Consider the following 12,913-nt stretch of genomic DNA (forward strand, 5'->3'; position numbering starts at 1 on the left):
TGTAATCAAGTGAACGCTAATAGTGCTTACTGGCAACCTGTTTATTAGGAGACAATGATGAACACAAAAAAATTGATGATGGTAATGGCTGCAAGCCTGCTCTATGCCGTCAACATTCCAGCCATAGCTGCAGGCAACGGTAATCAGGCTGAGTTGTTTTTAATTTCTGATCCGCATATGGATGTCACGCTTCGCAAAACAACCAATATTAATCCGCCGGCTGATCTCAGGAATGAGTTGGACCAACGAAGCTATCAGACACTAATCAGTAAACTCGGAGAACAGGTTGATCTGAAGAGATCTGCCAATCCTTCTGTCGTGTTACTTGGCGATTTGCCGGCTCATAATGGCTATAGCCGTAAAACCTCCCGGGATGATATTAATGGCGTTTTCGAAGCGCTTCAGGAAAAGATAAATCCTGCTCCTTTCTTTTCCGTGTTTGGAAATAACGATTCATTACAAAGAAACTACGGTCCATTTAGTTATCGTGATGATTCAGCCTATACGCTTTTGCAAGCAATAACCGGAAATGGCAATGGCTTTCTTTCAACCGGGACTAAATGCCCATACAAGGGTCAGGCCTGTATTAGCAGTGAAAATAAAAAATATGGTTATTACTCCGCTTATTTAGGTGATCATCTCAAAATGCTGTCAATAAACAGCGTGTTATTTGTGAACAGACCCAGTTTTTCTCCTTCACGCGAGGGTGCCAGGGAAGAAATGCAATGGCTGGAGAGTCAGCTGAAATCCAGTCGTGCAAAAAATAACAGTGTGGTACTTGCAATGCATGTTCCTCCACAATCCTGGGAAACAGACTACCAGAATTCATTCAAAAAAATAATCAAGGCTTACCCTGAGGTCGTCATTGGCATGATGGCTGCTCACTCGCATTATGATGAAATTCACGCAATGGTCGTTGGCAACAAAAGCTATGTAATCCCCATCGTTTATTCAGCAGGCCTTGGCGTGGACCATGGAAATGCTTCCTCCTTTAAAACCCTGAGCTTTTCAAGGTCAAATTCAGGCAGTGCATGGCGATTAAAAGATTATGTAACCTATCATTTCATCGGAAAAAATGCGGATAGCAGCAAACTTCTGCCTTATTATGACTTCACTCAGGCTTTCTGCGGAAAAACAACGGGAGAAACCGTGAGTGAGTGTCTGAAAAAACACATCAGCAATAATAAATTTGATGGCAATACCAGTACCTTGATGAGCAAACATTACACTGCAGGTAATCCAAATAATAACAAACGAACTGACCCTTCTTCCAAATGGATTATGGTAGTTAAATAAGTATAAAGTCCAAGAAAATTCTGCAATTGCCTGTAGGTTAGGCCCTTGGCCCAACATTGAATTCTGGAGTGGTTCAATGCCTTTGCGTGTGCCAAGGGTCAACCTACAATAATTCCTTAACTAAATACTCTTTAAGCCTCAACCTCTTTTCTTGATACGGCATGCTGGGCTTCCAAATCCGTTTGCAAGACTTTCTCAAGTTCCCAGTTCACTTGTCTCGAAAAGTTGATTAAAGTCGACTCCTCATCAAAAAAGGCAAAGGATTTTCTAAGTGAAGCGTCATCCAGTTCGGCAAACATTTGCATTTTTTTTGCCATGTGTTTGGGGTTGTGTCCAAGCTCAATCATAATATCTTTTGCCATATTAAGCGCTGAATCAAAGGTATCCCGTTTGAAGTAATCCACACCGAGTTTATGCAATTCATAGGCATGCCGGCGGTTTCTGGCGCGCGCAAAGATTTTTAAGTGGGGAAAGGTTTCTTTAGCCATCGCGGCGACTTCAAGGCTTACTTCCGGATCAGCCACTGCAATAATTAGCAGTTTCGCATGGGAAGCGCCGGCATTCTGGAGTAAATCAAGACGTGTGGCATCGCCGAAATAGCCTTTGAAGCCAAATTTACGAAGCAGTTCAATTTGCTCAGGATCCCTTTCCAGAATAGTCAAAGGAATTTTTTGTGCAGTAAGAAAACGTCCGATAATCTGGCCGCAACGTCCATAGCCAGCCAGAATAATAGGATGATTTTCCTTGATGGTATCGAATTCAGGCTTTGGAATCCGGCTCATAAACCGGGGTACGAGAATGTGGTAATACAATAGCATCAGAAAGGGCGTTATGGACATTGAAAGCGCCACGACTAATATACTCAACTCACTGATTTGTAGAGAAATAACTCCAAGTGAGGCAGAAAACTTTAAAAGAACAAACGCAAATTCCCCAACCTGAGAAAGCGAAAGGGCAAAACCAAGGTTTTGTAATCGGGTTAATCCAAAAGAATAGCCAAGTCCGATCAGAATGACTGCTTTGATAATCACAATCAGGAAAACTCCGGTGAGAACCGATGCCGCATGGGAAGACAGCAAATTGAAATTCATGCTCATGCCTACCGAAATAAAGAAAAGACCCAGCAGCAAGCCTTTAAACGGTTCGATATCAGTTTCCAGTGTTCTCTTGTATTCGGAGTTAGCGAGAACCACGCCGGCGACAAATGCTCCCAGAGCGGGGGAAGCACCGATGGTTTGCATTAATAAAGTGATACCGACCACCAGAGCCAGCGAGGTTGCAGTAAATAATTCGCGCAGATTGGTACGGGCAATCATTGAAAACAGATGACGTGAAAAATAGTGACCGGAGATAACCAGCAAGCTGATGACGGTGGCGACGGTAATGGCATGCGCCCATTCCGGCAAGTTCAGAAAACGGCTTGCATGAGCTTCGCTGGCAGCAGCCAGGCCGGGCTCGGCTGCCAGTAAGGGTAGAATAATCAATATCGCAATTACGGCAATGTCCTGAAATAATAAAACGGCAAAAGAGGTTTCGCCTTCAACAGTCCGCAGCAGGTTTTTTTCTTCCAGCATTTGCAAAACCAGAGCGGTTGAGGACAAGGAAAAAGCCATACTTAGAGCGAGGCTGGTTTGCCATTTAAAGCCCCATAAAAGACCAAGCATGGTCAGGACCAGTGTGGTGATGCCCACTTGCAAACTGCCCAGGCCGATTATGGCTTTTCGTAAGCGCCAAAGCATGGGAGGCTCAAGCTCAAGGCCAATCAGAAAAAGCATCATAATGACCCCGAATTCCGCGAAATGCATAATTTGCTCGGCATTACCCATAAGCCGCAGACCATAAGGACCAATAACGATACCGATTAAGAGATAGCCCAGAACCGAACCCAGCTTAAAACGGCTAGCGAGCGGAACAATAAGGGAGGCCGCCGCCAAAAAGATGAACACCTGGGTCAAAAGCGTATTTTCCATGATTAAAATCAGGCGAATAGAAAGGAGATATTATAACTCAGATGTGAATAAACAATCAGTGTTAAATACCTGCAATTTACTGTAGTCTTAAATGAGCAAATTTTATTCAGCATATCCATTATTTACAAATGCGAAAGAGTGGCGTAGAGTGATGCATTTTGATAATTTATTTTAATTCGTTTAAAATAAATAGCTCATTTTGACCATTAATTATTCAATAATTAAGATTTTCTTAAGCTAAAGCCAATATAATAGCTTCAGCAAGTGTGGACCAGCAGTGAAGGAATGTAATGAGTAATAAGCATGCGCTTAGCATTTTTAGTCTGACAATGATTACTGTAGGCTCGGTAGATAGTATCCGGAATTTACCTGCAACGGCCTTGTTTGGCAGCCAGCTGATTTCCTTTTTCTTTCTCGGAGCTTTATTTTTTTTAATTCCTACCGCGCTGGTTTCTGCCGAACTGGCTTCCGGCTGGGCCAAACAGGGCGGCATTTATATCTGGGTTAAAGAGGCTTTTGGTAAAAGAGCCGGTTTTCTGGCCATCTGGCTGCAATGGATTGAAAATGTCATCTGGTATCCTACTATCCTTTCCTTTGTTGCAGGAACAATCGGTTATCTGATTAATCCGGCAATGGCGGACAATCCTTATTTTTTATGGCTGGTGATTGTGTGTTCTTTCTGGGGAGCAACTCTGGTCAATTTGCGCGGTATGAAATCATCTGCTCTGTTTAGCAATATCTGTGCTATTTCTGGTCTTTTGTTGCCGATGGGCTTAATCATTGGCCTGGGAGCTGTCTGGCTGGCAGGCGGCAATCCTCTGCAAGTTCAGTTTGACTTGCAAAGTATCAGCCCGCACTGGCAGGATCGCTCCATGTGGGTTTCGTTAACGGCGATTATGATGTCATTCTGCGGGATAGAAATAGCCACGGTACATGCGAATGATGTCAATAATCCGCAGCATGCCTTTCCTCGTGCGCTTATTTACTCGGTCCTGATCATTCTAAGCACCCTCATATTAGGTTCACTGGCTATTGCTGTGGTATTACCTAACAGCGAAATCAATCTGGTGGCCGGGATTATGCAGGCGTTCAACGCGTTTTTTAAGCAATATCACCTGGTGTGGATGATGCCAATAGTGGCTTTGATGCTGGTTATGGGTGGTCTTGGCGGCGTTAGTAACTGGATTATTGCGCCTACCAAAGGACTTCTTGTGGCAGCCCAGGATGGTAATCTGCCGATGTTTTTTCAACGCACCAATCGACAAAATGCCCCAGTGGTGATGTTGATTACCCAGGCAGTTATTGTCACGCTTTTATCAACCCTCTTCCTGTTTATGCCCAGTGTGAATGGTTCATACTGGTTATTGACGGCTCTCGCGGCCCAGCTCTACATGCTGATGTATTTAATGATGTTTCTTGCAGCAATCAAATTAAGATTCAGTGCTCCGGATCATTATCGCGCGTTTCGCATTCCCGGAGGCAAAGCGGGCTTACTGTTCGTTAGTTCAGTTGGCATCATTGGAACACTGGCTACCCTGGTTGTCAGTTTCATGCCTCCGGAAAATATTAATGTCGGAAGCACAGGCCGTTATGAATTGACTTTAATCCTTGGATTGCTGTTGATGTGTTCTCCACCGTTAATCAGTAGTTTATGGCAAAGCAGAGGTCAATTTAAAGCAGCTCAGGCTGAGGGCTTATCTTAAGGTTCTATGCGCCTGGCAATGAAGATAGAGTATAAAACCGTCATTGCGAGCGTCAGCGAAGCAATCCAGCTCCTAACCTTGTCCAGACTTCGATCTGGATTGCTTCACTGCGTTCGCAAAGACGGCGGGTTTAGTTGTTTGGTTCTGAAGTTATCCCGTATAACGCTTAAGTAACTCATTATTAATGTCTGTTTCCTGGACATGATTGCAGTGTTCAATAGTACTGACTACCCGTCCAACATTTAATTGAAAAAACGAATACAGACCCGTGTCCGTTCCTCGCCGTAATGGGATTACAAAATCAGTGATTTCCTCCTTCTTTTTTTCCTGCTGTGGATGCCGCCAGAATCTCAGCTGATGGGAGGTGTGAATGAATGTTTTTTGAAGATAAGGGTTCAGTTCTTCAACAGTGACCTGAATGTCTTCGATGTCCAGATTGTTTTTCTCTAAAAACTCAGCGCAGCTTAAACCCTGCAGCTTTCCATTTTCCAGATCACCGCCAATATCATACCCCTTAAGTTCCATCGCCTGTCTTTTATAATTCCAGGCAATGCTCTCCGAAACAGCGTGTACAATTAACACAATTGGCAAAACCAGAGTTGTAGCCGCACCGCTGATGATTGCGCGGAGAATGTAGAAAGCGAAAGCCCATCTCCAGGGCAACACATTTTCAAGAAGCCGCGGTATGAATAAGCTGGCATAATCATAGATGCCTACATGGTTCTCATTACCTGCAAAAATGAAGTAAGTATCTTTTATTTTTTGCGAAAGGGAGGTTCTCAAAGTCCTGGCGTGAGGGGTGCGTTTTGCTTCCTGGATCCCTGAGAAAGGGTTAAAAAAATCAACGGCCATAGGGGTTGAAATTTTGAATAAAAATTCAGTGTATTAATGCCATTCATTTTTGTCAATGAAATGACAAGAATTCTGATCCTCTTTCGGCGTAATTGACAATTTTCAATCCTCTTCCTAAATTTAATAAAAATGCCCAAGAGATCATATGGATATCTATCGAGCCTTGAAGCCAGGGATGACGCTGTGTTTCATTTTACTGATTTTCTGTAATTCTGGTTTCTGCTCCTCCCTGATTGTTGGGGTCACAGTGCCGGGGCTTCCTATTGTCCAGAAGGTAGATAGCGCTCGAGGCTCATATTATTTTGGTTTTTGCATCGATATAATGAATACCATTTGTAAGCAGATCGGAAGACGCTGTGAATATAAGAGTGTGACACTGCATAATCAATTCGAGCTGCTCGATAACCGAAAAATCGATTTGCTGGTTATGCCTAACCCCTATACACCTTTTGAGCTGGATCAATATGCAGCCAGTATTCCCTATGCAGTCAGTAAAATGCAATTTGTCGCTTTGCAAAATAGTGGGATTGACAAGTTAGCGGATATCAAGAATAAAAAAATTGGAGCAATGAAGGACACATTTTATACCTTATTAGTAGAAAGTCCTTATGGGAATATTAACAAGATTATTGCCTATAACAGCATGAATGATCTGATCTCTGATTTGGCCAATCATAAAATCGATGTCATTGGGTTGAACGATGTAGTGGCTTATATGTTTATAAGTAACAGCATTTACAATATAAAAAATGTGGGAAAGAGCATTCAATTAGGGGAAGGCTATGGCATTATCGGCCTGCCTGACAAAGCCCCGCTGATCGAGAAAATTAACAGGGCCATCTTTAACATAGAAAATGACGGCACCTATACTTCAATTTATCATAAATATTACATGGGCGATGATTAAACCAGTAAAGGCGCAAATTTATCCGCGGGGAGCCGCATTGCTGGATTTTTCAGTCAATGGCTTATACGCGGTTTCAAATATTTCATTAATAACACCTAATCTCCCCTGCCGGCTGGTAAAGCCTGAGAAGAAGCCCAGCTGCGCGTTACTGTCCTGTTGCAACTGCATGGCAACCTGACATTTCGCCTTATCAGAAAAAGGAGTAAAGGAAAAAATTGAAGGGGATTCACTCTGCCGGGTATCCAGATAATACTGCAGACAGCCCTTGTGTAATTGCTGGATTATTGTTTTTGGCTGGTCCAGTTGAATCGTGTTTATCATGTCCAGCGTGTAGTTGACAAAATTCATTGCCTTCTCAAATGCTTGCTGATTCTCTACTTTAGACACCCCTTTTGCCTTGTCTTTAGAAGGGTTTACTTTCAGTAAATCATTATTGAACGCCGTTGCTAATGGTAATGCGGCTGGCTTTTGTTTAACTTCAACAAATACATTTACCAGATCCAGACGGGAAGAAGGAAGAACGTGCAGAAGTGGTTTGGTCGCTTCATGCGAACGGACAGTTAAATAATCGAGGTACTCTTTTAAAGAGGCAATTTGAATACTGCATAAAGCGCTGGAGCCATATATGCTGATAAATAAAGCAGTTTCAGAATGCCGCTCTTCATCCGTGGTTTCAGGCCGGCAGCGAATAAGAATCGGCAATAAGACTATTTGCTTTTCGTCCAAATGAAAATGCAGAAGATAAAATAAGCATGCGAATAAGGTGGCGGCATCCACCAGGAGTGGATGCTGTGTGCTAATTCCTTTTTCAATTTGAGCTCGCAGATCCTGAAATCTGGCGAAGGGATGGTTTTCAATCTGCTCTACCCTTATATAACCTAAGACTCTGGCTGTCGCCTTGAATAGCGCTAAAACCTGCTCAAGAGAAAATGACTGTTTTGAGTTGTAAAAACTCTCTGAGTGGCGGGCAAAGAAAAACGGGTAGTGTCTTTGGTAAACGCCTTTAAAACCATTACTTTCCAGATTATTCTGTAATGAAATCCAGCTGCCCACCTGAGGGTTTTTTCGCCATGATGCCTCGGTAATGTTAGCAACTGCCCACTGCCAGAACTGATCGATGTATCTAATCACTTTTGCTTTTAGCTCAGCATCAACGATTTGCTCTGGATTCTTGATATTGCGGATCAATGAAGCGAGAGAAGCCGCCAGCTGCTCTGACTTGCTGTTAGATTCATGGTGCTGATTTGTCATTGCAAACTTGTCAAGAATTAGCTTTAGTTGACCTACACTGATTGTCATATGCTTGGTTCCATTAGAGCATCACTCAGGCTTTCAATTGATCTTTAAGGGCCAGGAGTTCATCACGAACTTTGGCAGCCATTTCAAATTCCATATTCTGGGCGTGAGTATGCATTTGTTTTTCAAGTAGTCTGATTCGTTTGGCAAGCTGATCCGGCGGCAGAAGCTCATATTGCGGCTGGCGTTCGGCAATTTGACTCTTTCGCTTATTACTGTATGCGCCTTCCATAATATCTTCAATGGATTTTTTAATGCCCTTGGGAGTAATTCCATGCTGCTCGTTGTAGGCTAATTGTTTGTTACGCCTACGTTCTGTTTCGTCCAGGGCGCGCTGCATTGAACCAGTCATGCGATCCGCGTATAAGATTGCACGGCCATTTAGATTTCTGGCCGCCCTGCCAATAGTTTGAATCAGGGAGCGATCAGAACGTAAAAAGCCTTCCTTATCGGCATCGAGAATAGCAACTAATGCCACTTCAGGCATATCCAGTCCTTCTCGCAACAAATTAATACCGACCAGCACATCAAACTCACCCAGTCTTAAATCACGGATAATTTCAACCCGCTCGACGGTATCAATATCCGCATGCAGGTAGCGCACGCGGATCCCTTGATCCTGCAGATAATCAGTTAAATCTTCTGCCATCCGTTTGGTTAAGGTCGTAACCAGAATGCGTTCACCCTGGGCCTGAACCAGACGGATTTCAGAAAGTAAATCATCCACCTGATTTCTGACCGGCCTGACAATGACCTGAGGATCAATCAGTCCAGTAGGGCGAACGACCTGTTCTGCAATATTATCGGCCTGTTCTTTTTCAAAGGGACCCGGGGTTGCAGATACATAAATGGTTTGTGGTGAGCGGCTGTCAAATTCTTCAAAACGTAAGGGACGATTATCCAGTGCAGAAGGGAGCCTGAAACCATAATTAACCAGGGTTTCTTTACGGGCGCGATCCCCGCGATACATCCCGCCAATCTGTGGAACAGTGACATGCGACTCATCAATGATCAGCAAGGCCTCTGGTGGTAAGTAGTCAAATAAAGTGGGTGGAGGCTCGCCTTCATTGCGGCCTGACAAATAACGTGAATAATTTTCAATACCCGAGCAATAACCGAGTTCCAGCATCATCTCGATATCAAAGCAGGTGCGCTGCTGCAAGCGCTGTGCTTCAAGAAGTTTATTCTGCCGGGTAAACTCATCCACTCTGATCCGTAACTCTTCCTTAACCTGCTCAATCGTTTCCAGAAGTCTTTCGCGCGGGGTCACATAGTGTGTTTTGGGAAAAATAGTGACGCGCGGAAGTTGTTGAATGATATCGCCTGTCAGAGGATCAAAGCGCATAATACGCTCCACTTCGTCATCAAATAATTCAATACGAATAGCCTCTTTCTCCGAGTCAGCAGGGAATACATCAATCACATCGCCAGTAACCCGAAATTGCCCTCTGTCCAAAGACTGATTGTTACGCGTATATTGCATTTCTGCCAGACGGCGTAAAATTTTACGCTGGTCGCATTGTTCTTTGCGCGAGAGGTGTAATACCATACGCAGATAGGAATCCGGATCGCCTAATCCATAGATGGCTGAAACCGTAGCAACAATTATGGCGTCTTTGCGCTCAATAAGCGCCTTGGTTGCAGAAAGGCGCATTTGTTCAATATGCTCATTAATTGATGCGTCTTTTTCAATAAACGTATCTGAAGCAGGAACATAAGCTTCGGGCTGATAATAATCATAATAGGATACAAAATATTCTACGGCATTATCTGGGAAAAAAGTTTTAAATTCTCCATAAAGCTGAGCCGCTAATGTTTTGTTGGGTGCCATAATTAATGTAGGGCGTTTCATTGCTTCAATGACATGAGCAATAGTGAAGGTTTTACCTGAGCCGGTAACCCCAAGAAGTATTTGTTTTGCCAGCCCGGATTCAACGCCTTCGATCAGTGAAGAAATGGCAGTAGGCTGATCGCCTGCGGGCTGAAAATTTGAATAAATTTTAAATACATTTTTCATAATAAGAACTATATACATTTTGTAGGAAAAGATGCAAGTTTTTTACAGCTTGATTTTTAGCAAACCTGCATTATAGTTTCATCTGTCGTACAGCGGTAAATAATTGCCTGATGTACAAATGACAAAACAGCAGGAATTCACGTCAGTTTAGAGGCAATATTTTAGAAAGAGGAGTGATTGATGCAAATTACACTGGCTAATCGGGTAAAGCAGGTAAAGCCTTCGCCCACGCTTGCAGTGGCCGCCAAAGCTTCGCAAATGCAGACACAGGGCATGGATATTATTAATCTCGGCACGGGAGAGCCCGACTTTGATACGCCTCAGCATATCAAGGATGCTGCTATCGCAGCGATTAATGCCGGATTTACCAAATACACGCCAGTGGATGGTATCAGCGACTTAAAACAGGCGATTCGAGAAAAATTTAATCGCGATAACGGACTTGCTTACCAGTTAAATCAAATTCTGGTTTCGGTCGGTGGAAAACAAAGCTGTTATAATCTTTGCCAGGCCCTTCTGAATGAGGGCGATGAAGTCATAATACCGGCACCTTATTGGGTTTCTTATCCTGATATGGTTTTATTAGCGGATGCAACACCAGTCATTATTCCGACAACGCCTGCCATGCGCTATAAAATTACCCCCGCCCAGCTGGAGCAGGCAATTACTCCCAGGACCCGTTTGTTTTTTATAAACAGTCCATCCAATCCTTCAGGAGTTGCCTATAGTTTTGATGAGCTAAAAGCCTTGGGCGAAGTACTGAAGAAGCATCCGCAGGTTTTGATTGCCACTGACGATATGTATGAGCACATTATCTGGACGCAAGCCTTTTGCAATATACTTAATGCCTGTCCTGAATTATATGATAGAACTGTTGTCCTAAACGGTGTTTCCAAAGCCTATTCAATGACTGGCTGGCGTATTGGCTATGCGGCGGGTCCTGCTGCCTTAATTAACGCTATGAAAACGGTGCAGTCGCAATCCACATCAAATGCCTGCTCCATCGCGCAGAGAGCCGCTTTAGCAGCGCTGACCGGCGGCGATGAAACCGTTCACCATATGGTCAAGGCCTTTCATCATCGACACGATTATCTGGTGGATCGTATGCAAACCATGCCAGGGATTGAAGTCATCCCCGCGGATGGTACCTTCTACAGCTTTCCCAACGTTCAAGCGATTATCGAAAAACGGGGTTATGCCAACGATGTCGAGTTTGCTGAAAAATTATTACAGGACGAAGGTCTGGCCCTGGTTCCGGGTTCTGCCTTCGGAAATGAGGGCTGTATAAGACTGTCATTTGCCACCAGTATGGATAACTTAAGCAGTGCCCTTGACCGCCTAAGTCGTTTCTGTAAAAGATAAAAAAAATTAACAAAACGCTTGACTCATCAGCGGGATCTCTTTATGATTCCGCCTTATTCCCTGGTAGCTCAGTCGGTAGAGCGGATGACTGTTAATCATTAGGTCACAGGTTCGAGTCCTGTCCGGGGAGCCATATCTAGCATGGTTTCTGGTAAAAAAAATTCCCCTAATATTCTACGAGTACACTTCAAGACATACTTAGCTGAAAATTACTGACGTATTGAAAAAAGACTTGGAAGTTTGTCCTTCCTAAGTTGTGATAATTAATGGAGCTAGCGGCTAGGATTAAGAGATGTATAACTCAGATACTTTTCCCGCTCATGGTTTTAGCTTAAGAAATAAGCTCTTAGACGGCTTAAGAGGGTATGCGGCTCTGGCTGTGCTAGTATTTCACAGTATCTTAATGTTAAGTAATTATATAGTTACAGATGTTTTGTATACGCCTATTTATCAAATCAAAGAAAACTATTATAAAATCACTAAATTTTTTCTCCTGCTTTTTAATGGTCATACCGCAGTCAATATTTTTTTCGTTTTAAGTGGAATGGTATTGTTTACTACTTTATTAAAAAGCAAGAGAGGGCAGCTGCCGATTATCACTTTTAGTTTAAGAAGAATAATTAGAATTTATCTCCCTCTCATTCCATGCCTGTCTGCTTTTTATCTGGTTTTTAATTGTCTGCATTATTTTTTACCCACAATTTACCCTCATATTAAATTTCATCCCTTTGTACAGAATTGTTTCCTTTACAAAATAACACTTCACGGCGCCAGCTGGACATTACAATCTGAAATTTGGGCAATCCCATTAATTCTTTTTACGTTTTACGGGTATAAAAAATGGGGTACTAAGATAGTATTAATTTTAACTTCATTATCGATATTAATAATAGACAATGATTTTAAAATTAATTTTCATGCGGCCAACACCTGGGTATATTATTTTTATTTAGGTTTTTGCTGTGCAATTTTTCCAGAGCAATTAAAAAACGGCATAAAAAAAATAGGATGGTTTCTACCACTGTTTACACTTGTGTTTGTTAGAGGTTTTTTTATACACTCCAGTATTACAGCCAATTTACTGCAAGGGTTCAGCATTGCGATATTAATACTCTACTTAAGCAGTGATCCAGAAGATAAATTTTCTTCTTTCTTAAAATTACCATTTTCTCAGTACTTAGGTAAAATAAGTTTTAGTTTATACTTATGGAATGTAATGGTATTAAATTTATTTTTACCATTAGCCCGCTTTACCTTTGTACAACTTCATCCGCTAGAGTTTGGTATATTAATTGCCGTGTGTGTATTTATAGTCACTTTGCCTTTAGCACATTTCTCTGAAAAATTTATCGAACAACCGGCGATTAGGCTGGGTAAAAATTTATCGAACTTTATCATTGGGGAGTCAATTCCCAAGCTTTCTCGCGCTGCTTTGCTTCTTGGGAATGGCTATTTATTTAACTGGAGAAGAAAAACAATTCCGGGAATTCATCCGATTCCGTAGCCTGTA

9 protein-coding genes and 1 tRNA gene are annotated in these 12,913 nt (G+C 42.6%); 6 read left to right on the forward strand and 4 right to left on the reverse strand.

All coding sequences use genetic code 11. The features are described 5' to 3' along the window. Positions 1-54: 54 nt before the first annotated feature. Entirely contained in the window at positions 55-1,296 is a 1,242-nt protein-coding gene (locus DYH61_RS00535) for a metallophosphoesterase (RefSeq protein ID WP_058506822.1), read from the forward strand. Positions 1,297-1,427: 131 nt separating this feature from the next. Here the strand turns inward: DYH61_RS00535 and DYH61_RS00540 are convergent, their stop codons facing one another. After that, complete coding sequence (locus DYH61_RS00540; RefSeq protein ID WP_058506821.1) at positions 1,428-3,266, reverse strand: monovalent cation:proton antiporter-2 (CPA2) family protein; 1,839 nt, start codon at positions 3,264-3,266, stop codon at positions 1,428-1,430. A 290-nt stretch (positions 3,267-3,556) separates the two neighbouring features. Here DYH61_RS00540 and DYH61_RS00545 point away from each other — a divergent pair, with 290 nt between their 5' ends. Beyond that, entirely contained in the window at positions 3,557-4,969 is a 1,413-nt protein-coding gene (locus DYH61_RS00545; RefSeq protein ID WP_058506820.1) for an APC family permease, read from the forward strand. A gap of 150 nt (positions 4,970-5,119) precedes the next feature. On the opposite strand, the gene DYH61_RS00550 is transcribed toward DYH61_RS00545, so the two are convergent. Continuing rightward, positions 5,120-5,821 carry a hypothetical protein gene (locus DYH61_RS00550; RefSeq protein ID WP_058506819.1) on the reverse strand — a complete coding sequence of 234 codons (702 nt, stop codon included), beginning with the start codon at positions 5,819-5,821 and terminating at the stop codon, positions 5,120-5,122. Positions 5,822-5,966: 145 nt separating this feature from the next. Here DYH61_RS00550 and DYH61_RS00555 point away from each other — a divergent pair, with 145 nt between their 5' ends. Next, positions 5,967-6,728: a transporter substrate-binding domain-containing protein gene (locus tag DYH61_RS00555; protein ID WP_058506818.1), complete on the forward strand. Its 762-nt coding sequence runs from the start codon at positions 5,967-5,969 to the stop codon at positions 6,726-6,728. A gap of 18 nt (positions 6,729-6,746) precedes the next feature. On the opposite strand, the gene DYH61_RS00560 is transcribed toward DYH61_RS00555, so the two are convergent. Together DYH61_RS00560 and uvrB are read right to left on the reverse strand one after the other, a co-directional pair. Next, the gene (locus DYH61_RS00560; protein ID WP_058506817.1) at positions 6,747-8,027 is read right to left on the reverse strand and encodes a hypothetical protein; all 1,281 of its coding nucleotides are present in this window, start codon (positions 8,025-8,027) and stop codon (positions 6,747-6,749) included. Positions 8,028-8,052: 25 nt separating this feature from the next. After that, entirely contained in the window at positions 8,053-10,041 is a 1,989-nt protein-coding gene (gene uvrB, locus DYH61_RS00565) for an excinuclease ABC subunit UvrB (protein ID WP_058506816.1), read from the reverse strand. Between the two features lie 180 nt (positions 10,042-10,221). On the opposite strand from uvrB, the gene DYH61_RS00570 reads away from it, so the two are divergent. The 3 genes from DYH61_RS00570 (at position 10,222) to DYH61_RS00580 (ending at position 12,907) form a co-directional block, all read left to right on the forward strand. Further along, positions 10,222-11,403: a pyridoxal phosphate-dependent aminotransferase gene (locus DYH61_RS00570; protein ID WP_058506815.1), complete on the forward strand. Its 1,182-nt coding sequence runs from the start codon at positions 10,222-10,224 to the stop codon at positions 11,401-11,403. Positions 11,404-11,460: 57 nt separating this feature from the next. Continuing rightward, a tRNA-Asn gene (locus DYH61_RS00575) sits at positions 11,461-11,536 on the forward strand. Between the two features lie 159 nt (positions 11,537-11,695). Continuing rightward, a complete protein-coding gene (locus tag DYH61_RS00580; protein ID WP_058506814.1) occupies positions 11,696-12,907 on the forward strand; it encodes an acyltransferase family protein in 1,212 nt (403 codons plus the stop codon). Positions 12,908-12,913: the final 6 nt, after the last annotated feature.

Origin of the sequence: Legionella quinlivanii (genome assembly GCF_900461555.1) — a bacterium.
GTDB lineage: Bacteria > Pseudomonadota > Gammaproteobacteria > Legionellales > Legionellaceae > Legionella_C > Legionella_C quinlivanii.

Excerpts from the sequence above, each read along its gene's own strand:
- DYH61_RS00535 (WP_058506822.1), top strand. The coding sequence starts at position 55 with ATGATGAACACAAAAAAATTGATGATGGTAATGGCTGCAAGCCTGCTC.
- DYH61_RS00540 (WP_058506821.1), bottom strand. The coding sequence starts at position 3,266 with ATGGAAAATACGCTTTTGACCCAGGTGTTCATCTTTTTGGCGGCGGCC.
- DYH61_RS00545 (WP_058506820.1), top strand. The coding sequence starts at position 3,557 with ATGAGTAATAAGCATGCGCTTAGCATTTTTAGTCTGACAATGATTACT.
- DYH61_RS00550 (WP_058506819.1), bottom strand. The coding sequence starts at position 5,821 with ATGGCCGTTGATTTTTTTAACCCTTTCTCAGGGATCCAGGAAGCAAAA.
- DYH61_RS00555 (WP_058506818.1), top strand. The coding sequence starts at position 5,967 with ATGGATATCTATCGAGCCTTGAAGCCAGGGATGACGCTGTGTTTCATT.
- DYH61_RS00560 (WP_058506817.1), bottom strand. The coding sequence starts at position 8,027 with ATGACAATCAGTGTAGGTCAACTAAAGCTAATTCTTGACAAGTTTGCA.
- uvrB (WP_058506816.1), bottom strand. The coding sequence starts at position 10,041 with ATGAAAAATGTATTTAAAATTTATTCAAATTTTCAGCCCGCAGGCGAT.
- DYH61_RS00570 (WP_058506815.1), top strand. The coding sequence starts at position 10,222 with ATGCAAATTACACTGGCTAATCGGGTAAAGCAGGTAAAGCCTTCGCCC.
- DYH61_RS00580 (WP_058506814.1), top strand. The coding sequence starts at position 11,696 with ATGTATAACTCAGATACTTTTCCCGCTCATGGTTTTAGCTTAAGAAAT.